The organism is Rhodanobacter denitrificans (assembly GCF_000230695.2).
GTDB lineage: Bacteria > Pseudomonadota > Gammaproteobacteria > Xanthomonadales > Rhodanobacteraceae > Rhodanobacter > Rhodanobacter denitrificans.
This window is the reverse complement of the sequence record NC_020541.1, coordinates 4,012,924-4,031,261: the sequence shown is the minus strand read 5'-3', so window position 1 is coordinate 4,031,261 and position 18,338 is coordinate 4,012,924. Positions and strand designations below refer to the sequence as shown.

At 70.5% G+C, this 18,338-nt stretch carries 21 protein-coding genes; 16 read left to right on the top strand and 5 right to left on the bottom strand.

Going from position 1 to position 18,338, the window contains the following annotated elements; genetic code table 11:
- Positions 1 to 99: 99 nt before the first annotated feature.
- The 4 genes from atpD to glmU all read left to right on the top strand — a co-directional run bounded on the left by atpD (position 100) and on the right by glmU (position 4,146).
- Positions 100 to 1,512, top strand: coding sequence for a F0F1 ATP synthase subunit beta (gene atpD / locus R2APBS1_RS18340; RefSeq protein ID WP_007512397.1), 1,413 nt, complete (start codon positions 100 to 102; stop codon positions 1,510 to 1,512).
- Positions 1,513 to 1,567: 55 nt separating this feature from the next.
- Positions 1,568 to 1,993 carry a F0F1 ATP synthase subunit epsilon gene (locus tag R2APBS1_RS18335; protein ID WP_015449082.1) on the top strand — a complete coding sequence of 142 codons (426 nt, stop codon included), beginning with the start codon at positions 1,568 to 1,570 and terminating at the stop codon, positions 1,991 to 1,993.
- A 52-nt stretch (positions 1,994 to 2,045) separates the two neighbouring features.
- Positions 2,046 to 2,702 (top strand): hypothetical protein, encoded by a 657-nt coding sequence (locus R2APBS1_RS18330; protein ID WP_236126974.1) that lies wholly within the window; start codon positions 2,046 to 2,048, stop codon positions 2,700 to 2,702.
- Positions 2,703 to 2,775: 73 nt separating this feature from the next.
- Positions 2,776 to 4,146, top strand: a complete 1,371-nt coding sequence (gene glmU / locus R2APBS1_RS18325) for a bifunctional UDP-N-acetylglucosamine diphosphorylase/glucosamine-1-phosphate N-acetyltransferase GlmU (protein WP_015449080.1) — start codon at positions 2,776 to 2,778, stop codon at positions 4,144 to 4,146.
- Positions 4,147 to 4,203: 57 nt separating this feature from the next.
- On the opposite strand, the gene R2APBS1_RS18320 is transcribed toward glmU, so the two are convergent.
- Positions 4,204 to 5,208: a chorismate transformation FkbO/Hyg5 family protein gene (locus tag R2APBS1_RS18320; protein ID WP_015449079.1), complete on the bottom strand. Its 1,005-nt coding sequence runs from the start codon at positions 5,206 to 5,208 to the stop codon at positions 4,204 to 4,206.
- Positions 5,209 to 5,300: 92 nt separating this feature from the next.
- On the opposite strand from R2APBS1_RS18320, the gene R2APBS1_RS18315 reads away from it, so the two are divergent.
- The 9 genes from R2APBS1_RS18315 (at position 5,301) to R2APBS1_RS18275 (ending at position 12,315) form a co-directional block, all read left to right on the top strand.
- Positions 5,301 to 5,570 (top strand): phosphopantetheine-binding protein, encoded by a 270-nt coding sequence (locus R2APBS1_RS18315; protein WP_015449078.1) that lies wholly within the window; start codon positions 5,301 to 5,303, stop codon positions 5,568 to 5,570.
- A 103-nt stretch (positions 5,571 to 5,673) separates the two neighbouring features.
- A complete protein-coding gene (locus tag R2APBS1_RS18310) occupies positions 5,674 to 6,393 on the top strand; it encodes a COG4648 family protein (RefSeq protein ID WP_007512384.1) in 720 nt (239 codons plus the stop codon).
- Positions 6,390 to 6,689, top strand: a complete 300-nt coding sequence (locus tag R2APBS1_RS18305) for an ApeI family dehydratase (RefSeq protein WP_015449077.1) — start codon at positions 6,390 to 6,392, stop codon at positions 6,687 to 6,689. The genes R2APBS1_RS18310 and R2APBS1_RS18305 overlap by 4 nt, the downstream gene beginning before the upstream one ends.
- Positions 6,686 to 7,651 (top strand): lysophospholipid acyltransferase family protein, encoded by a 966-nt coding sequence (locus R2APBS1_RS18300; protein ID WP_015449076.1) that lies wholly within the window; start codon positions 6,686 to 6,688, stop codon positions 7,649 to 7,651. Before R2APBS1_RS18305 ends, R2APBS1_RS18300 begins: the two co-directional genes overlap by 4 nt.
- Positions 7,569 to 8,231, top strand: a complete 663-nt coding sequence (locus R2APBS1_RS18295; protein ID WP_027490344.1) for a LolA-related protein — start codon at positions 7,569 to 7,571, stop codon at positions 8,229 to 8,231. The genes R2APBS1_RS18300 and R2APBS1_RS18295 overlap by 83 nt, the downstream gene beginning before the upstream one ends.
- A 2-nt stretch (positions 8,232 to 8,233) precedes the next feature.
- Positions 8,234 to 10,546 carry an MMPL family transporter gene (locus R2APBS1_RS18290; protein ID WP_174315860.1) on the top strand — a complete coding sequence of 771 codons (2,313 nt, stop codon included), beginning with the start codon at positions 8,234 to 8,236 and terminating at the stop codon, positions 10,544 to 10,546.
- Entirely contained in the window at positions 10,530 to 10,964 is a 435-nt protein-coding gene (locus R2APBS1_RS18285; RefSeq protein ID WP_015449073.1) for a hotdog family protein, read from the top strand. The genes R2APBS1_RS18290 and R2APBS1_RS18285 overlap by 17 nt, the downstream gene beginning before the upstream one ends.
- 19 nt (positions 10,965 to 10,983) lie before the next feature.
- Entirely contained in the window at positions 10,984 to 11,721 is a 738-nt protein-coding gene (gene fabG, locus R2APBS1_RS18280; protein ID WP_007512371.1) for a 3-oxoacyl-ACP reductase FabG, read from the top strand.
- 63 nt (positions 11,722 to 11,784) lie between these two features.
- On the top strand, positions 11,785 to 12,315 hold the full coding sequence (locus R2APBS1_RS18275; RefSeq protein ID WP_015449072.1) for a hypothetical protein: 531 nt from the start codon (positions 11,785 to 11,787) through the stop codon (positions 12,313 to 12,315).
- A 47-nt stretch (positions 12,316 to 12,362) separates the two neighbouring features.
- On the opposite strand, the gene R2APBS1_RS18270 is transcribed toward R2APBS1_RS18275, so the two are convergent.
- From R2APBS1_RS18270 to R2APBS1_RS18260, 3 genes are read right to left on the bottom strand one after another with little or no spacing between them, the layout of a single operon-like run.
- Complete coding sequence (locus R2APBS1_RS18270) at positions 12,363 to 13,112, bottom strand: glycosyltransferase family 2 protein (RefSeq protein ID WP_015449071.1); 750 nt, start codon at positions 13,110 to 13,112, stop codon at positions 12,363 to 12,365.
- A gap of 2 nt (positions 13,113 to 13,114) precedes the next feature.
- Entirely contained in the window at positions 13,115 to 13,909 is a 795-nt protein-coding gene (locus tag R2APBS1_RS18265; RefSeq protein WP_015449070.1) for a beta-ketoacyl synthase chain length factor, read from the bottom strand.
- Positions 13,906 to 15,099 (bottom strand): beta-ketoacyl-[acyl-carrier-protein] synthase family protein, encoded by a 1,194-nt coding sequence (locus R2APBS1_RS18260; protein WP_015449069.1) that lies wholly within the window; start codon positions 15,097 to 15,099, stop codon positions 13,906 to 13,908. Before R2APBS1_RS18260 ends, R2APBS1_RS18265 begins: the two co-directional genes overlap by 4 nt.
- Before the next feature lie 134 nt (positions 15,100 to 15,233).
- Between R2APBS1_RS18260 and R2APBS1_RS18255 the strand changes: the two genes are divergently transcribed.
- The 3 genes from R2APBS1_RS18255 (at position 15,234) to hemF (ending at position 17,484) form a co-directional block, all read left to right on the top strand.
- The gene (locus R2APBS1_RS18255; RefSeq protein ID WP_007512358.1) at positions 15,234 to 15,938 is read left to right on the top strand and encodes a YdcF family protein; all 705 of its coding nucleotides are present in this window, start codon (positions 15,234 to 15,236) and stop codon (positions 15,936 to 15,938) included.
- Between the two features lie 80 nt (positions 15,939 to 16,018).
- A complete protein-coding gene (locus tag R2APBS1_RS18250) occupies positions 16,019 to 16,459 on the top strand; it encodes a hypothetical protein (protein WP_015449068.1) in 441 nt (146 codons plus the stop codon).
- Positions 16,460 to 16,581: 122 nt separating this feature from the next.
- Positions 16,582 to 17,484, top strand: a complete 903-nt coding sequence (hemF, locus tag R2APBS1_RS18245; protein ID WP_015449067.1) for an oxygen-dependent coproporphyrinogen oxidase — start codon at positions 16,582 to 16,584, stop codon at positions 17,482 to 17,484.
- Between the two features lie 93 nt (positions 17,485 to 17,577).
- Here the strand turns inward: hemF and R2APBS1_RS18240 are convergent, their stop codons facing one another.
- On the bottom strand, positions 17,578 to 18,249 hold the full coding sequence (locus R2APBS1_RS18240) for a DUF4097 family beta strand repeat-containing protein (RefSeq protein WP_015449066.1): 672 nt from the start codon (positions 18,247 to 18,249) through the stop codon (positions 17,578 to 17,580).
- Between the last annotated feature and the right edge of the window lie 89 nt (positions 18,250 to 18,338).

Genomic DNA, 18,338 nt, shown 5'->3' with positions numbered 1-18,338 from the left:
AAAGGCGGCCATCCATGGCCGCACTCCTAGTAAGAGCGACGTTTCATTGGCGCTTTGTACAAATCGAAATCTTAAAGAGATTCATCCGGAGCTATCAGCATGAGCCAGGGCAAAGTTGTTCAGATCATCGGCGCGGTCATCGACGTGGAGTTCCCGCGTGACCAGGTGCCGCAGGTGTATGACGCGCTGAAGATCGATGGCACCGAGATCACGCTGGAAGTGCAGCAGGTGCTGGGCGACGGCATCGTGCGCACCATCGCGCTCGGTTCCACCGAAGGCCTGAAGCGCGGCCTCGCGGCGCGCAACACCGGCGAAGGCATCAAGGTGCCGGTCGGCAAGCAGACGCTCGGCCGCATCATGGACGTGCTCGGCAACCCGATCGACGAGGCCGGCCCGATCGGCGAGCAGGACCGCTGGGTGATCCACCGCGAGGCGCCGAGCTACGCCGACCAGGCGGCTGCCAACGACCTGCTGGAAACCGGCATCAAGGTGATCGACCTGGTCTGCCCGTTCGCCAAGGGCGGCAAGGTCGGCCTGTTCGGCGGCGCCGGCGTGGGCAAGACCGTCAACATGATGGAGCTGATCAACAACATCGCCAAGGCGCACGCGGGCCTGTCCGTGTTCGCCGGCGTGGGCGAGCGTACCCGCGAGGGCAACGACTTCTACCACGAGATGAAGGATTCCAACGTGCTCGACAAGGTGGCCATGGTGTACGGCCAGATGAACGAGCCGCCGGGCAACCGCCTGCGCGTGGCGCTGACCGGCCTGACCATGGCCGAGTACTTCCGCGACGAGAAGGACGAGCACGGCAAGGGCAAGGACGTACTGCTGTTCGTGGACAACATCTACCGCTACACGCTGGCCGGTACCGAAGTGTCCGCGCTGCTCGGCCGCATGCCGTCGGCGGTGGGCTACCAGCCGACCCTGGCCGAGGAAATGGGCGTGCTGCAGGAGCGCATCACCTCGACCAAGACCGGTTCGATCACCTCGATCCAGGCCGTGTACGTGCCCGCGGACGACCTGACCGATCCGTCGCCGGCCACCACCTTCGCCCATCTGGACGCGACCGTGGTGCTCTCGCGCAACATCGCAAGCCTGGGCATCTACCCGGCGGTGGATCCGCTCGATTCCACCAGCCGCCAGCTCGATCCGAACGTGATCGGCCAGGAGCACTACGACGTCGCCCGCAAGGTGCAGGGCACGCTGCAGCGCTACAAGGAGCTGAAGGACATCATCGCGATCCTCGGCATGGACGAGCTGAGCGAAGAGGACAAGCAGGCCGTGGCGCGCGCGCGCAAGTGCGAGCGCTTCTTCTCGCAGCCGTTCCACGTGGCCGAGGTGTTCACCGGCTCGCCGGGCAAGTACGTGTCGCTGAAGGAAACCATCCGCGGCTTCAAGATGATCGTCGACGGCGACGTCGACCATCTGCCGGAGCAGGCGTTCTACATGGTCGGCGGCATCGACGAGGCGATCAAGAAGGCGGAAGAGATGGGCGCCAAGAAGGCCGCCTGATCCCGCGGGCGGACCGCGTGCCCGCCCGTCGCTTTAAGCATTTGGAACCTGAGTCATGACCCAAACCATTCGCGTCGACATCGTCAGTGCCGAAGCCGAGATCTTCTCCGGCGACGCGACGATGGTCGTTGCCACCGGCGAAATCGGCGAGCTCGGTATCACGCCGCGCCACGCGCCGCTGATCACCCGCCTCAAGCCGGGCCACGTCGACGTGCTGCTGGCCGGCGGCGAGCGCCAGCAGTTCTGGATTTCCGGCGGCATGCTGGAAGTGCAGCCGCAGGTGGTCACCGTGCTGGCCGACACCGCCGCGCGTGCCGCCGACCTCGACGAGGCCTCCGCGCAGCGCGCCAAGAAGGAAGCCGAGGACGCGCTGGCCAACCGCACCGATGCGATGGAAATTGCCGAGGCCCAGGTCAAGCTGGCCCAGGCGATTACCCAGCTGCAGGCGCTGGAGCGCCTGCGCAAGAGCCTCAAGCACTGAGGTTGGTGCGCTCGTCCGTGAGCGCAAAGCAAAAGTCAAAAGGCGGCCATCCATGGCCGCACCCGTGGATGAAGCGGTTGCTTCGATGGATCTCCACGGAAAAGAGCGCCGGCCTTGTGCCGGCGTTTTCGTGTCGGCACGATGCAGCTTTGGCAATGCAGGGAAGATTGCGATGGCAGGAGCGATTCCCACCTTCCGTTTATGCGGCTGCATGCTGTCGTTGCTGCTGGCCGGCTGCGCCACGTCGCCACATCAGTCACTACCGCCAGCCAGCGGTGATGCGTCATGGCGAGTGGTCGTGCCGCCCGATACGGTGCGCTACCAGTTGGCGCTGGGCGAGGTGTCCAGCGGCGCCACCCCATTCAAGCGCGTGACGCCGGTATATCCACCGAGTGTGTTGGCCCATTGCCCTCCTCCTCAGGAAGTGCCGGCGTTGCTGGTCGTCGACGAACAGGGCAAGGTCGACGAGGTGCGCGTGACGGGCGAGGCACAGGCGGATGCGAGCCGGCACGCATTCGTCGACGCGGTGCGCGTGGCCGCGCTGCAATGGCAGTTCAACCCGCTGACGATCAATCGCTGGGCTGCCGACGTCGACGGCAACAGCCATGTGGTCGACAGCGAGGCGAAGCCGTTCAGTCTGGTCTATGTGTTCCGTTTCGCCTGTCACGCCGGCAAGTCCACGGTTTCGTCCGCGGCGGCGCAGCGTTGACTCACACCTGCCCGCGTCAAGGCCGAATCGGCTGCTATGCTTTTTTGATCGAAACCTGTCAGGGCCGACACCGATGAACCACGCTTCCCTCCACGTCGTCATCCTCGCCGCCGGCGCCGGCACGCGGATGAAATCCAGCCGCCCGAAAGTGCTGATGCCGCTGGCGGGGCGACCGCTGTTGGCGCACGTGATCGACACCGCGCGGGCGCTGCAGCCGGCGGCCATCCATGTCGTCTATGGCCACGGTGGCGACCAGGTACGGGCCGCGTTCGCCGACCAGACCGATCTGCGCTGGGTGCTGCAGGCCGAGCGACTGGGCACCGGCCATGCGGTGGAGCAGGCGCTGGGCGAGATCCCCGATGGCGCGCGCGTGCTGGTGTTGTACGGCGACGTGCCGCTGACCCGGGCCGACACCCTGCGACAGCTGGCGGCAGCAGAGGGAGGCTTCAGCCTGCTCACCATGCGCCTGGCCGATCCGTGCGGCTACGGCCGCGTGCTGTGCGACGGCAACGGCCACGTGCGGGCGGTGATCGAGGAGAAGGACGCCGACCAGGAGCAGCGTGCCGTCAACCTGGTCAACACCGGCATCCTCGTCGCCTCTGCCGCCGCGCTGCGCGTCTGGATCGCCGGGCTCGACCGCGACAATGCGCAGGGCGAGTACTACCTCACCGACATCTTCGCGATGGCGAGCGAGGAGAAGCGCCCGGCGCTCGGCGTGGAGTGCGCCGATCCGGTGGAGGCCTCGGGTGCGAACGATGCGCTGCAGCTCGCCGGGCTGGAAGCCGAGTACCGCCAGCGTGCGGCGCGTGCGCTGATGCGAAATGGCGTGCGCCTGGCCGATCCTCTGCGCGTCGACGTGCGCGGCACGGTCGCCAGCGGCCGCGATGTCGAGCTGGATGTCGACGTGATCCTGGAAGGCCGCGTGGTGCTCGGCGACGACGTGCGCATCGGTGCGTTCACCCGGCTGAAGGACGTGCAGCTGGCCGCCGGCACGATGGTGCAGCCGCATTGCGACCTGGACGGCGTGGTCACCCACGGTCCGTGCACGATCGGCCCGTTCGCGCGACTGCGCCCCGGCACCGAACTCGAGGCCGGCGTGCACGTCGGCAACTTCGTGGAAACCAAGAAGACGCATCTCGGCGAAGGCAGCAAGGCGAACCACCTGAGCTACCTCGGCGACACCGTGGTGGGCCGCGGCGTCAACATCGGCGCCGGCACCATCACCTGCAACTACGACGGCGTGAACAAGTTCGCCACGCAGATCGGCGACGGCGCCTTCATCGGTTCCAACAGTGCGCTGGTCGCGCCGGTGACGATCGGCGCCCAGGCCACCATAGGCGCCGGCTCGGTGATCACCCGCGATGCGCCCGCGGGCGAGCTCACCGTGGCGCGCGGCAAGCAGCAGACGTTTCCCGGCTGGAAGCGGCCGGTGAAGCAGGAGTGAGCGAAGGGGAGTGAGGCGCGAGATAAAAGCCGAAGCGCGCTCCGCCGTTGCCTTCGCTCACTCCCCGCTCCAGGCGTAACGCCAGCCGTCGATTTCCACCAGCAACTCGCGGCGGCAGATGTTGCCGTGCAGCAGCAGCAGCGGTACGCCGGGTAGGCGGTGTTGCAGGAAGTCGCGCGCGCGTGCAGCGTCCGCCGCGTGGCGCACGTAGACCTTCAGCGGCGAGCGAGGGTCGAAGCCGGCGGCCATGCCGGCGCTGGCCAGCAGCGTCTCGAGGTTGAGCAGCGTTTCCTCCAGCTGGGCATCGAGGTCGTCCTGGTGCGCCGAGGCGTGGCCGACCACCGCGGCGGTACCGGAGATGGCCAGCACGTCCTGCGCCGGCAATGCCATCGCGCGGGCGAAGCTGGGCGGCGTGCGTCCGTACTGGCGCGGGTAGCGCCAGGCGCTGACCTGGCGCGGGTTTTCCACCCGCAGGCCGGCCTGGTCGCCAGCCAGCAGATAAACCTGCAGGCGGTGCTCGTCGCCGTGGTGGCCGATCGCGGTGGCCGCGGGGAAGCCTTCGGCGAAGAAGTCGCCCATGCCGGCGGCGCGGCCGTCGCAGAAATGCTTGTAGCGCTCGGCGTCGCCATCGCCATGGTTGATCGCGCCGAGGTAGTTCCACACGCGCAGCACGTGCTGCGCCGCGCGGGTGGCGACGAAGCGGTGCAGCCGCTCGTACGCCAGCCGGGCGGTGGCGGTCGGCCCGCCGTGTTCGCGTTCGTCCAGCTCGAGCGCCACGAACAGCCAGCCGCCGCCGGCCGACCAGTGCAAGGCACCGTCGCTGCCGCAGCTGACCGGTGCATCGACCCGCCACAGCTCCAGCGGCGCGTCCGCATCGAAGGGTTCCAGCGCCACCTGCAGGTAGCGCGGGTCGGCACTGGCCGGCGTGCCGGCACCGAAGCCGAACAGGGCCAGCGTGCCGGGTTCGGCGAGCAGCGCGGCTGCTTCGCCGGTGCGATAGCACACCTGCGGCGCGCGGCGCGGCAGCGGGTCCATCTGGGGGTTTTCGCAGCCCTGCATCATGGCGTACAACCGGGAACGACAAGGGCGCTATGTTACACTCCGCGATCACTGCCACCGGGGGGAGGCAATGCATTCAGCGTACGGAACCGAGCATGGCGGAACAGACATCGGCGCAGCACGAATTGGCCACCCTGGTCGTGGAATGCCTGAACCTCGAGCACGTCACCCCCGGGCAGATCGATCCCGACGCACCGCTGTTCGGTGGCGAGTTGGGGCTGGATTCGATCGACGCGCTGGAAATCGCCCTGGCCGTGTCCAGGCGCTACGGCTTCCAGCTGCGCTCGGACAACCCGGACAACCGGCAGATCTTCACCAGCCTGCGCACGCTGTCCGCGCACGTCGAGCAGAACCGCGCCGGCTGAGGCCGGCGATGCGTTCCGAGCCCGTCCACGCCGCTTCCTTCATGCTGCGTTGCTTCGCCCGTGGCAGGCTCGCGGTTCCGGTGGAGCCGATGCGGAACCCGGCATGACGTCCTCTCCTCTTTCGCCCGAACACGCCACGCGGCGCTATGGCCTGCTGCTGTTGCCGGCCTACCCGCTGCTGGCGATCGCCGGCGCCGTGACGCAGCGGCAGGTGTTCGCGCTGCTGGCGCTGGCCCTGCTGCTGACCGTGCTGATGCTGCCGCAGCTGCTGGCGCGCCGCGGCACGTCGTGGCTGCTGTGGTCGGGCGTGCTGTTCGGCCTGCTGCTGAGCTGGCGCTGCGGCTTCGCCGGCGCGCTGCTGGAGGCGGTGCCGGTGCTGATCAACGCGCTGCTGGCGGCCTGGTTCGGCCGCACGCTGGGCACACCCGAGCCGCTGGTGGAGCGTTTCATCGTTGCCATCGAGGGCGCCGAGCGGCTGCGCCAGCCGGGCGTGGCCGCCTACGCGCGCCAGGTCACCTGGTTCTGGACCGTGCTGCTGGGCGGCCAGGCGCTGCTGCTGGCCGTCCTGCTGCTGTGCGCCGACCATGATGGGTTGCTGGCGCGCGCCGGCATCGCCGCACCGCTGGTCGTGCCCGCACGCTGGGCCGCGGTGTGGCTGCATCTGGGTGGCTATCTGCTGCTGGGGGTGGCGTTTCTGGCGGAGTACGGCTGCCGCCGCTGGCGGCTGCGCCATCTGCCGCACCCCGGCCTGCACGACATGCTGCTGCAACTGGCGCTGCATTGGCCGCAGCTGCTGCGCGGCAAGCGCGTGGTGGCGCCATGAGCGCCGGCTTCGAACAGGCGCTGCGCGTCGACGCGGGGCATCCCGCGTTGCCCGGCCATTTTCCCGGCGCGCCGCTGGTGCCCGGGGTGGTGTTGCTGGAGCAGGTGGCGCTGGCCCTGCGCGCCTGGCGCGGCCAGCGGCTGGGCCGCGTGCTGGAAGCGAAATTCGCCGCGCCGCTGTTGCCGGGCGAGACGGCGCAGCTGCAGCTGGCGGCGACGGACGCGTCACGCATCCGTTTCGAGATACGGCGTGACGGCATGCTGCTGGCACGCGGCCTGGTCGAGGGAGCGACATGAACATGCATGGACACTGGCAGAGCCGGCCCGAGGGCGGTGGGCGTTTCGCGCTGTGGCTGATCCGCACCATCGCGCTGCATGGCGGGCGCCGTGTGGGCCGGCTGTGCCTGTACCCGATCACGCTGTACTTCTTCCTGCGCCGCGGGCCGGAACGGCGGGCCTCGCGGCAGTACCTGCGGCGGGCGTTCGGCCGGCCGGCGACGGCGTGGCAGGTGCTGAAACACATCCACTGCTTCGCCGCCACCATCCTCGACCGGATCTTCCTGCTGGCGCATGGCGAGCGGCCGTTCCAGATCGAGACCGAGGGCCTGGACCTGCTCGATGAGCGCATCGCGCAGGGCCGCGGCGTCCTCTTGCTCGGCTCGCACCAGGGCAGCTTCGAGGCGCTGCGCGCGATCGGCGCGCGCCGTCCGCAGATGGCGCTGCGGGTGGTGCTGGACAAGCAGAAGACGCCGGCGATGACCGAGCTGCTCGAAGCACTGGCACCGGACGTGGGCGCCTGCGTGATCGATGCGGCGCAGGATGGCACCACGATCGCGCTGGCGATGGCCGAGGCCTGCGCTGACGGCGCGGTGGTGGCGATGCTGGCCGACCGCGGTCGCGGCCACGAGGTGCTGCGGCGTACCGGCCTGCTCGGTGCCCCGGCGCCGTTCCCGGTCAGTCCGTGGCTGCTGGCGCATACGCTGCGGGTGCCGGTGGTGCTGTGTTTCGGTCTGTACCTGGGCGGCAACCGCTACCGGCTGGTGTTCGAGCCGTTCAGCGACCGGGTGGAGATTCCGCGGCATGATCGTGGCCCGGTGCTGGACGTGCTGATTGCCCGCTATGCGCAACGGCTGGAACACTACATCCACGTCGCCCCCTACAACTGGTTCAACTTCTATGATTTCTGGCAAGAGGCGCCCGCTGCGAGCGAGCCTGCTGCTGAGCCTGCTGCTGCCGTGGGCGAGCGCGTCGGCGTCTGAGCCGGCCCCGGCGGCGTCGGCGGCGGCGCTGGTGGCCGCGCTGGGCCAGCCGGCGCCCGCGCATACCGCCTTCGCCGAGGCGCGCTTCCTGCAGGTGCTGGATCGGCCGCTGGTGGTCTCCGGCGAGCTGTCGTGGCTGGGCGGCGACCGGCTGCAGCGGCGCGTCGAACAGCCGCAAAAGGAAACCGCCACCATCGCCGACGGCGAGGTGACCCAGCAGCGCGACGGCAGGAGTCCGCGGCACTTCTCGCTGAAGCGCGCGCCGCAGCTGCAGGTGCTGCTGGACAGTTTCGTGGCGCTGCTCAGCGGCGACGCCGCGCGATTGCAGCAGGCGTTCGAGATCCGCCAGCACGGCGACACCGGCGGCGCGTGGACGCTGACCCTGGTGCCGCGCGACGCCCGCGTGGCGAAGACCGTCGCCAGCATCCGCATCGACGGTTACGCGAACGCCTCGCGCTGCATGCACATGCAGGAAGCCGATGGTGACCTCGCGGTCGACCTGCTCGGCCCGCTCGCCGCGCAGATGCCGGCTGCGCCCACCCGCGAGGCGCTCGAGGCGCTGTGCCGGAGCGCACCCTGAACATGCGCGCCCGCGCGACGCTGCTGCTGGCCTGGTTGCTGGCCCTGGCCGGGCTCGGCTGGATGGTCAGCCAGCGGCTGCACGTCAGCACCGACCTGCGCAGCTTCATGCCCGCGCCGACCACGCCGGACCAGCGCCTGCTGATGGAACAGGTCGGCGAAGGGCCGGGTTCGCGCTTGCTGCTGCTCTCCATCCGCGGCCAGTCCGACACGCAACTGGCCGCGCTGAGCCAGGGCCTCGCCGCGGCGCTGAAGAACGACCGACGCTACAGCCAGGTGCTCAACGGCAGTTTCGACCTCGGCGCGCTGGACGGCGGCCTGCTGCCGTACCGCTACCTGCTGTCGCCCACGCTGGACACGCAGCCGCTGGACGAGGCGTACCTCGCCGACCAGCTGCAGCAACGACTGGACGATCTTTCCTCGCCGGCGGCCAGTCTGCTGAAAGGCCTGCTGCCGCGCGACCCCACGCTGGAGGTGCTGAAGCTGGCCGAGCTGTGGGCGCCGGCGAAGTCGCCGGAACTGCGCGAGGGCGTGTGGTTCTCGCCGCAGGGCGAGGCGTTGCTGCTGGTGCAGACGGTCGCCGCCGGTTTCGATCCGGGTGCGCAGCAGCAGGCGATCGACGGCATCCGCCACGCCTTCGCCGCGCTGCCCGGCAGCGCCGGCGCGAAGCTCGAGTTGAGCGGCCCGGGCTATTTCAGCGTGGTGGTCGGCGCGCAGACGCGGCACCAGGCCGACTGGATCGGGCGCATCTCCACCGTGGGCTTCGTCGCGCTGCTGCTGCTGGCGTACCGCAGCGTCGGTTCGCTGCTGCTGTCGGCGCTGCCGATCGCCAGCGCCGCGCTGGCCGGCATCGCCGCGTTGACGCTCGCGTTTCCTGCGGTGCACGGGATCACCCTCGCGTTCGGCTTCACCCTGCTCGGCGTGGCGCAGGAATACCCGATCCGCGTGCTCAGCCACCGTCGTGCCGGCGAGGACGCACTGGCCAGCGTGCGTGCGCTGTGGCCGCTGCTGCTGACCGCGATCGCCTCGGCCTGCATCGCCTACCTGGCGTTCTACGCGTCGGGCGTGAACGGGCTGAAGCAGCTGGCGGTGTTCACCATCGTCGGCCTGCTGGTGGCCGGCTTCAGCACGCGCTACCTGCTGCCGCAGCTGCTGCCACGGCGCGTGCGCGACGTGGCCGGCATGCGCTGGCTGATGAGGGCGCGCAGCTTCGTCGACCGGCTGCCGCGGCCGCGCTGGATTCCCGGCGTGGTCGCCGTGGCGATCGTGGCGATGCTGGCGCTGGCGCGCGGCCCGTTCTGGCAGGACAACCTCGCCGCGCTGACCCCGCTGCCGGCGGACCTGCTGCAGCACGACGCGCGCCTGCGCGAGGCGCTCGGCGCGCCCGACGTGCGCTACCTGCTGGTGCTCGAGGCGCCGACCGAACAGGGCGTGCTGGCGTTGTCGGAGCAACTGCAGCCGCGCGTCGATGCGCTGCTGGCACGACACGCGGTCGATGCGCTGGAGCTGCCGTCGCGTTACCTGCCCAGCGTGGCCGTGCAGCGCGCGCGGCAGGCGAAGCTGCCCGATCGCGGCACCCTGCAGCACGCACTGGACGAGGCGTCGCGGGGCCTGCCGTTCCGCGCCGACCTGTTCCGGCCGTTCGCCGACGACGTGCAGGCCGCGCGCACGCTGCCGCCACTGACGCCGCAGCGCTACGCGCAGACCCCGCTGGGTCAGCGCCTCGCCGCGATGCTGGTGGAGCGCGACGGCCACTGGCTGGGCCTGGGCACGGTCAGCGGCGTGCACGACGTGGCCGCGTTGCAGGCGCTTGGTACGAACACGAACGGCACCGTGCGCCTGCTGGATCTGAAAGCGGCTTCCGAGTCGCTGGTGGTCGACTACCGCACGCGCATCCTGCAGGCCTTGCTGGCCGCTGCGGTTTTGCTGGTGTTGACCATCACCTTCGCGCTGCGCAGCGTGCGCCGCACCTGGCACGTGCTGGCGCCGATGACCCTGGCGACGTTCCTGGTGCTGGCGGTGGAGCGCGTGGCCGGCATCGAGATCTCGCTGTTCCACCTGGTCGCGCTGATCCTCGCCGGCGGGCTGGGCCTGCACTACGCGCTGTTCTTCGAGCGCGACACCGGCGATCCGGCCGAGCAGCGGCGCACGCTGCACGCCACCTTGGTCTGTGTGCTGTCCGCGCTCTTGGTGTTCGGCATGCTGGCGTGGGCGACGATCCCCGTGCTGCGCGCGATCGGGCTCACCGTGAGCCTGGGCGTGGCGTTCCATTTCTGCCTGTCGATCCTGATGGCGCCGCATGCTGCCGAAGACTGACTGGGCCCAGCTGATCCCCCATGCGGGCACGATGTGCCTGCTCGACGCGGTGCTCGCGTGGGACGAGCGCACGATCCACGCGGTCAGCGCGGGCCATGCGCGCACCGACAACCCGCTGCGCGGCGAACACGGCCTGCATGCGGTGCATCTGGCTGAGTACGGCGCGCAGGCGATGGCTGTGCATGGCGCGCTGCTGGCGCGTGCGCGCGGCAGCGAGACGGTGCGCCCCGGCAGGCTGGTCAGCCTGCGCGACGTGCAGCTGTTCGAGGAATACGTCGATCGGCTCGACGGCCATCTGGACGTCCACGCCGAGTGTCTTTACGCCGACGACGGCGGCGCGCAGTATGCGTTCCGCGTCGAGCATCGCGGCCGCCTGCTGGCCAGCGGGCGCGCCGCGGTGATCCATCCTTCCCGCTGATCCGCCTGCGAGGCCTGCCATGTCCGAAGCCCATCCCGCACGCCGCGCCCTGGTCACCGGCGGCAGCGGCGAGCTCGGCGGCGCGATCTGCCACGCGCTCGCCGCGGCCGGCTGGCACGTGATCGTGCATGGCCACCACAGCCTGACCCGGGCCGAGGAAACCGCCGTGGCGATCGTCGCCGACGGCGGCAGCGCGCAGGCGCTGGCGTTCGACGTCACCGATGCGGAGGTGACCCGCGCGGCGCTGGACGCGCTGCTGGCCGAAGGGCCGATCCACGCGCTGGTCAACAATGCCGGCATCCACGACGACGCGCCGATGGCCGGCATGAGTGACGAGCAGTGGCACCGGGTGATCGACGTCTCGCTGCACGGCTTCTTCCACGTCACCCGGCCGCTGCTGCTGCCGATGGCGCGCGCGCGCTTCGGCCGCATCGTCTCGATCGGCTCGGCGGCGGCACAGCTGGGCAATCGCGGCCAGACCAACTACGCCGCGGCGAAGGCGGCGCTGGTGGGCGCCAGCAAGTCGCTGGCGCGCGAGATGGCCTCGCGCGGGATTACCGTCAACGTGGTCGCGCCCGGCGTGATCGAGGGGCGCATGGCCGAGGCGGCGTTCCCGCCCGAACGTATCCGTGAGCTGGTGCCCGCGCAGCGCGCCGGCCGGCCGGAGGAAGTGGCCGCGCTGGTGGCGTTCCTGTGCTCCGACGCGGCCGGCTACGTCAACGGCCAGCTGATCGGCGTCAACGGCGGCATGGGCTGAGCGACGGCGAACCGGCATACTGCACGGACGGAGCCAGGGGGGTTCCATCACGGAGGATGTTCGATGCGCAAGACCGCTCTTGTTTCCGCCGCCTTGTTGTGCGGTGTCTTTTCCGTTTCCCATGCCGCCGACAACAACGCGGCGCCGTCTGCCACGGTGAGCGTGCCGGCGGTGGTTCCTTTCGCGCAGGATGCGGTGATCGCGGGTGCGGTCAAGCGCGAGTGCCAGCTCGGCGAGAAGCTGTCCGGCTTCATCAAGAAGTACGGGCAGGAGAAGGGCGTGGCGGTGACGCAGGTGGCGTCGGTTGGCGCCGGTTCGGCGGGCCGCGCGCTGGTGCTGGAGATCACCGACTCGGTGGCCGACGGCAACGCGTTCCTCGGCCACCACACCTACACCACGGTAAAGGGCCGGCTCTACCAGGACGGCACCGAGGTCGGCCATTTCATCGGGCGGCGCAATTCGATGGGCGGCGCGTTCGGCGGCTTCAAGGGCAACTGCTCGGTGCTCGGGCGAACGGTCAAGGCGCTCGGTGAAGACATTGCCGGCTGGCTGGCCCGGCCCGGCAAGGACGACATGCTCGGCGATCTGGAGTAACCGTTCGGCCTGGCCATCGCCGCACGGGGCGATGGCCGCCTGCCGGATCAGCCAGCGGACTCGTCGACCACGAGCGGCACACCACGCGAGCGACGATAGCTGCGGATCACGTGGCCGTAGTGGATCACCCGGCCGATCGTGTAAGTGGTGATGCGGGTGACGTCGCGCACCGGCTTGAGGTGGCTGGGGCGGAACGTGCCGTGGTAGCGCGAGGCGATCGGCACCGAGACCACGCCAAGCCGCTGTTCGCGCGAGGCGGCGATCAGGATCGCCGCCTCGAACACGAAGTTCTCCGCCGGCAGGTCGACCAGCGCCAGCGCCGCGCGCGGGTACCAGCGCTGCCCGCTCTGGGTGTCGGCCACCGGCTGCGCGCAGGCCCAGGAGATGCCCCAGTCGGCCACCGCGTTGGCGCGGCGGCGACCCTTCGGCTGCTGCTCGCGGTCGAGCAGGCGCGCGCCGATCACGATGTGCTGCGGGTGGCGTTGCGCGGTGGCCACGATGCGCGGGATGTCGCTGGCCAGGTGCTGGCCGTCGCCATCCATGGTCAGCACGGCGTCGTAGCCCTGGCGCAGCGCCTCGCGGAAGCCGTGGCGCAGCGCCTCGCCCTTGCCGCGGCGCGTGTCGTGGCGCAGCAGGGTCACCGGCAGCGTGGCGGCGATCTCGGGCGTGCGGTCGTCCGAGCCGTCGTCGATCACGATCACCGGCGCGCCGAGCGCCAGCACGGACTCGACCACCGAGCGGATCGCGGCTTCCTCGTTGAGGCAGGGAATCAGCACGCACCAGCGTGCAGTGGCCATGTTCAAGTGACGTGCTCCATGTCGATGCGCAATCCCAGTGTAGCGGCGGCGGCCAGCTGGCAGTGGCCGCCGCCACCGGCGAGCAGGGCCAGCAGCGGCAGGCTCGCCGCCGACGGGTTGCCGGCGCGCCAGCTTGCCAGCGGCTCGGGCAGCGGCGGGTCGGGGGCCGTGCCCGGCTGCAGCGTGAGGTCGAGCCGGGCCAGCGTGGCCGGGCCGGCGTGCGGCGCCAGCACCAGCGCGCAGCCGAATGGCTGGTGGCAGGCGGTGACTTCGTTCAGCGGGCCGCTGCCGGCGGTATCGCTGCATACCAGCAGCACCGGGCGCTGCTCGGCCAGCACCTGGCTGGCGGCTTCGAGCAGGCCGGCACCGAAGCTGGCGTGCTGGGCACAGATCGCGGTGGACGGCGCGTGGCAGCCGGTGGCGATGGTCCAGTAGCCGACCGCGGCGTTGTGCACCGAATTGTGGAAGCGGGTCGGCGACAACTCCGCCGGTGCGCGCGCCAGGGTGGCGCACATGTAGTCGGTGATCGCCTGGTCGCCGTGCGAGGAGGCGAACACGCAGGCCAGCGTGGCGGCGTCGCGGCCGCTCATCGCCAGCGCCTGGCCCGCCGCCTCGATCGCCAGCAGCACGCTCTCCGGCGCGCGCCGGCGTTCGTTCGGCGGCAGCGTGGCGGCGGCCGGGCGTGGCGGCGGCGCGGGTGGCGTGGTGCCGGCCAGCAGCGCGCGCAGCGCGGCGAAGTCGGCCAGCGGCGGCGACCACAGGCCGACGCCTTCCACGCAAAGGCGCAGCGCGCTCATGCGGCGAACCCCGCACGGGCGAACGCGAGGCAGGCGTTGTTGCCGCCGAAGCCGAACGAGTTGCTGAGCGCCACGTCGACGCGCCGGCGCTCGTTGCGCCAGGCGAACTGCGCGCCGCAGATCGGATCGGGAGTGTTGCCGCCGAGGTTACCCGGGATCAGGCCGTGCGCGATCGCCTGCAGCGCGACGGTGGCCTCGACGATGCCGGCGGCGCCCAGCGTGTGGCCGGTGTAGCCCTTGGTCGAACTGGCCCGTGTGCTGGCCGGGAACACGCGCGCCACCAGCGCCGCCTCCACTTTGTCGTTCTTCAGGCTGGCGGTGCCGTGCAGGTTGATGTAATCCACCCGCGCCGCGTCGAGGCCGCTGCGGGCCAGCGCGTCGTGCAGGGCCAGCTCGGCACCGAGGCCCTGCGGGTGTGGGGTGGACATGTGGTGCGCGTCGCTGGCCTCGCCGTAACCGAGCAATCGCAGTGCGGCGGGCGCCACCTCCGCGCGTTCCAGCAGGGCGAAGCCGGCCGCCTCGCCGATCGAGATGCCGCTGCGCGTGGCGTCGAACGGGCGGCACGGCTCGGGCGACACCAGCTCCAGCGCGTTGAAGCCGAACAGCACGCTGTCGCACAGGGTGTCCACGCCACCGACCACCGCCGCGTCGACCAGGCCGAGGCGCAGCATCCGCTCGGCGCTGGCGAACACCTTGGCGCTGGACGAGCAGGCGGTGGAGACGGTCAGGCACGGCCCTTCCAGCGCCAGCGCGGCGGCGACGAAGGCAGCCAGCGAATGCGGTGCGTGGATCGCCGGGCGCAGCAGGTCGTCGGCGAAGCCGCCGTCGGCATCGAGCCGGCGATAGGCTTCCTCGGTGGCTCCGATGCTGGCGGTGGACGTGCCCAGCAGCAGCGCGACGCGGTCGGCGCCGTAGCGTGCACGCGCCGCCCGCACGCGTTCGAGGAAGCCATCCTGGTTCAACCCCAGCCAGGCCAGGCGATTGTTGCGGCAATCCCAGGCGGCGAGCGCGGCGGGCAGCACGGTGTCTTCCACGCCCTCGACCCGGCCGATCCAGCAGGTCAGCGGCGCGCTGCCGATGTCGTTCGGGCGCAGGCCGCTGCGGGCGTGCTCGAGCGCGTCGAGCTGCGCCGCGAGGCCGCTGCCCATGGCGGAGGTGGCGGTGTACGCGGTGACCGCGAGCGGTGTCATCGGGGAAGGCATCGGGAAAGCGTAGCCGGCACCCCTGTGAATGCCTAGTCTGCGCGCGGCGGGCGTTCAGCCGCCGAACCGCCGCCGGCGGCGCGCTGCGGCTATGCTGACGCACCCCCGCTCCGCACTTCCCCGTGTTGCCGAATCCGTCCCCACCACGCAACCCCTGGCGCTACCTGCGCGACCGCGACGTGCAGCATGCCGCGCTGGTGACCGCGCTGGCGCTGGTGCTCAGCGCGGGCTTGGTCTGGCTGGGCTACCTGATCCACGTCTGCCGTGTCGCCATGCGCAGCCCGCTGGCACCGCCGCGGCGGATGGTGACGCTGGTGTTCGGCCGCCGGCTCGAGCGCGATGTGCCGGAACACGACTACCGGCAGCGACTGCGCCGTGCGCTGGCGCTGGCCGAGCAGCAGCAGACCGGTCACCTGCTGCTGCTCGGCGGCTGCAGCGGTGGCCAGTGCAGCGAGGCCGCTGCCGGCCACGCCTGGCTGCGGCTGCACAGACTGCCCGGCGAGGTGCAGGTGCAGCTGGAACAGGAGTCGGTCGACTCGCTGGAAAACCTGCGCCACGCGCGCCGCCTGCTGCTGGCCGAGGCCGGCGATGCCGGCCTGCCGCCGGTGGCGCTGGTGACCAGTCGCTACCACCTGGCGCGCTGCCTGCTGCTGGCGCGCCGGCTCGGTTTCGACGGCAATCCGGTCGCCGCCGAGCCGACGCTGCCGTGGCAGCGTCGCTACCTCGGCCTGCTGCTGCTCGAGGCCAGCTACCTGATGTGGATCGACCTGGGGCTGCGCTGGGCGGGGCTGATCGGGCACCGGCGGATGCGCGCGCGGATCAGCTGAGCGCCGCCTTGTGCGCCGCGCTGCCGCCCGGCAGACTGCACGGGCCGTGCGCTTTGCCGGCCTATCAGGGAGGAAACACGATGTCGCGTTCACGACTGTTGTTGCTGTTGCTGCTGCCCATGCTGTTGCTGACCATGGCGTTCCGCCAGACGCCGCTGGTCGACCCGCCGCCGATCGACGTGCCCGCCGGCCTGACCGCGGTGCAGGTGAGCAAGGCGGTCAAGGGCGCGCTGATCGGTCGTACCTGGGTCGTCACCGCCGAGCATGCCGACGGCATCGACGCGGCGCTGAACGGCAACGATTACCAGGCGAAGATCCACGTCGCCTTCGACACGCACCAGGTCAGGATCCGCTACGTCGACAGCACCAACCTGAAGTACAAGGTGAAGAAGGACGGCACGCGCCTGATCCATACCAACTACATGAACTGGATGCGCTACCTCAGTGGCGACATCGGCCGGGACCTGCAGCTGATTTCCGCCGGCGCCGAATCGATGCCGATGGCTTCGCCGGGCGGCTGATGCCGCGGCCATCCGCGACGACGACGGCCCTGCGTGCGGGGCCGTCGTCGTTTCCGCGCGACGTCGCACCGCCGCCGCGGTCGCCTTGCTAAGCTCGCCGCACCGAACCGATGAGCCAGACGATGAGCGAGCAAGCCAACCAGGCCGAAACCTTTCTGCGCGAACTGCAGGACCGCATCTGCAGCGCGATCGAGCGGGCCGACGGCGGCGCGCGCTTCGCCGAGGACGCGTGGACGCGCGAGGCGGGCGGCGGCGGGCGCACCCGCGTGCTGCGCGGTGGCGCGGTGTTCGAGCAGGCCGGGGTGAATTTCTCGCGCGTGTCCGGTCATCAACTGCCGCCCAGCGCCACCGCGCACCGGCCGGAGCTGGCCGGCGGCAGCTTCATCGCCACCGGCGTGTCGCTGGTGCTGCACCCGAACAACCCGCACGTGCCGACCACCCACGCCAACGTGCGCTACTTCGAGGCCAGCAAGGAAGGCGTGGAGCCGGTGTGGTGGTTCGGCGGCGGCTTCGACCTCACCCCGTTCTATCCGGTGGACGAGGACGTGCGGCATTGGCACACGGTGGCGCACGAGCTGTGCGCGCCGTACGGCGCGGACGTCTATCCGCGCTACAAGCAGTGGTGCGACGAGTACTTCTACCTGAAGCATCGCGACGAGACCCGCGGCGTCGGCGGCCTGTTCTACGACGACCTGAACGAGGGCGGCTTCGAGCGCTGCTTCGCGTTCACCCGCGACGTCGGCCAGGGTTTCCTCGATGCCTACCTGCCGATCGTGGCGCGCCGCAGGGACACGCCGTACGGCGAGCGCGAGCGCGAGTTCCAGCTGTACCGGCGCGGCCGCTACGTGGAGTTCAACCTGGTCTACGACCGCGGCACGCTGTTCGGCCTGCAGTCGGGCGGGCGCACCGAGTCGATCCTGATGAGCCTGCCGCCGCGCGTGCGCTTCGAGTACGCGTATCAGCCCGAGCCTGGTTCGGCCGAGGCGAGGCTGGCCGGGTACCTCAAGCCGCGCGACTGGCTGTGAAGGAGCGAGAAGCGAGTGAAGAGGAGTGAGGAGAGAGAGCAGGGCGTGCCCCGGCTTTTCTCCAACTCCTCACTCTTCTCCACTCACTCCTGCTTACGGCGTGGCGCCGCTGAACTGCTCCGGCGTGGCGCCCTTCACCGGGCCGATCTGCGCGCTGTCGCTGACTTTCAGCACCACCTCGCGGCGGAACTCCAGCGTGCCCCGCACCACCGCGTGCGGGCCGATCACGATCACCGGCTTGCGCTCGCTGCCCCAGTGGAACCAGCCGTTGTTCGGCTTGTCGACCAGGATGCCGCCTTCGACGCGCGAGTCGGCGCCGATGGTGACGTCGCCGCCGACCGTGCCGACGCCGCCGGCGACGTGGGCGCCGTCCAGCACGATGGCGCCGTTGACGTTCTCCAGCCGGCCGCCGATCTCGGCGCCCGGGGCCAGGTGGATGCTGCCGTTGACCGCGTTCACCTTGCCGCTGACCCGGCTGGCGCGACCCAGGCTGATCGCGCCGTTGACCGTGCCCAGTTCGGTCGCCTGCGCCTTGTCGCCCAGCTCGACCTCGCCGTTGACGGTGCTGGCCTCGTGCACGCTGGCGCCGCCGGCGATGTGTACCGCACCGTTCACCGTGCTGACGTCGCCGACCTGCTGGCCGGCCGCGACCTGCACCGAGCCGTTGACCTTGTCGATGTCGTTGTCGCCTGCGCTGGCCAGCGGCGGCAGGCCCAGGCCCAGCGCCAGCGCGGCGAGGATGAGGATCGTCGGGAAGCGACGCATGGCAGTCTCCTTGAGTCTTCGATGGATGGGTATACGCACTAGGATGCAGCCACCGGGCCAAGGGTTGGCCATGACCTGTGGCAGGGGCC

What these genes read in the sequence shown, in the direction of transcription:
- atpD (WP_007512397.1), top strand. Translation starts at nt 100, where the DNA reads ATGAGCCAGGGCAAAGTTGTTCAGATCATCGGCGCGGTCATCGACGTG.
- R2APBS1_RS18335 (WP_015449082.1), top strand. Translation starts at nt 1,568, where the DNA reads ATGACCCAAACCATTCGCGTCGACATCGTCAGTGCCGAAGCCGAGATC.
- R2APBS1_RS18330 (WP_236126974.1), top strand. Translation starts at nt 2,046, where the DNA reads ATGGCCGCACCCGTGGATGAAGCGGTTGCTTCGATGGATCTCCACGGA.
- glmU (WP_015449080.1), top strand. Translation starts at nt 2,776, where the DNA reads ATGAACCACGCTTCCCTCCACGTCGTCATCCTCGCCGCCGGCGCCGGC.
- R2APBS1_RS18320 (WP_015449079.1), bottom strand. Translation starts at nt 5,208, where the DNA reads ATGATGCAGGGCTGCGAAAACCCCCAGATGGACCCGCTGCCGCGCCGC.
- R2APBS1_RS18315 (WP_015449078.1), top strand. Translation starts at nt 5,301, where the DNA reads ATGGCGGAACAGACATCGGCGCAGCACGAATTGGCCACCCTGGTCGTG.
- R2APBS1_RS18310 (WP_007512384.1), top strand. Translation starts at nt 5,674, where the DNA reads ATGACGTCCTCTCCTCTTTCGCCCGAACACGCCACGCGGCGCTATGGC.
- R2APBS1_RS18305 (WP_015449077.1), top strand. Translation starts at nt 6,390, where the DNA reads ATGAGCGCCGGCTTCGAACAGGCGCTGCGCGTCGACGCGGGGCATCCC.
- R2APBS1_RS18300 (WP_015449076.1), top strand. Translation starts at nt 6,686, where the DNA reads ATGAACATGCATGGACACTGGCAGAGCCGGCCCGAGGGCGGTGGGCGT.
- R2APBS1_RS18295 (WP_027490344.1), top strand. Translation starts at nt 7,569, where the DNA reads ATGATTTCTGGCAAGAGGCGCCCGCTGCGAGCGAGCCTGCTGCTGAGC.
- R2APBS1_RS18290 (WP_174315860.1), top strand. Translation starts at nt 8,234, where the DNA reads ATGCGCGCCCGCGCGACGCTGCTGCTGGCCTGGTTGCTGGCCCTGGCC.
- R2APBS1_RS18285 (WP_015449073.1), top strand. Translation starts at nt 10,530, where the DNA reads ATGCTGCCGAAGACTGACTGGGCCCAGCTGATCCCCCATGCGGGCACG.
- fabG (WP_007512371.1), top strand. Translation starts at nt 10,984, where the DNA reads ATGTCCGAAGCCCATCCCGCACGCCGCGCCCTGGTCACCGGCGGCAGC.
- R2APBS1_RS18275 (WP_015449072.1), top strand. Translation starts at nt 11,785, where the DNA reads ATGCGCAAGACCGCTCTTGTTTCCGCCGCCTTGTTGTGCGGTGTCTTT.
- R2APBS1_RS18270 (WP_015449071.1), bottom strand. Translation starts at nt 13,112, where the DNA reads ATGGCCACTGCACGCTGGTGCGTGCTGATTCCCTGCCTCAACGAGGAA.
- R2APBS1_RS18265 (WP_015449070.1), bottom strand. Translation starts at nt 13,909, where the DNA reads ATGAGCGCGCTGCGCCTTTGCGTGGAAGGCGTCGGCCTGTGGTCGCCG.
- R2APBS1_RS18260 (WP_015449069.1), bottom strand. Translation starts at nt 15,099, where the DNA reads ATGACACCGCTCGCGGTCACCGCGTACACCGCCACCTCCGCCATGGGC.
- R2APBS1_RS18250 (WP_015449068.1), top strand. Translation starts at nt 16,019, where the DNA reads ATGTCGCGTTCACGACTGTTGTTGCTGTTGCTGCTGCCCATGCTGTTG.
- hemF (WP_015449067.1), top strand. Translation starts at nt 16,582, where the DNA reads ATGAGCGAGCAAGCCAACCAGGCCGAAACCTTTCTGCGCGAACTGCAG.
- R2APBS1_RS18240 (WP_015449066.1), bottom strand. Translation starts at nt 18,249, where the DNA reads ATGCGTCGCTTCCCGACGATCCTCATCCTCGCCGCGCTGGCGCTGGGC.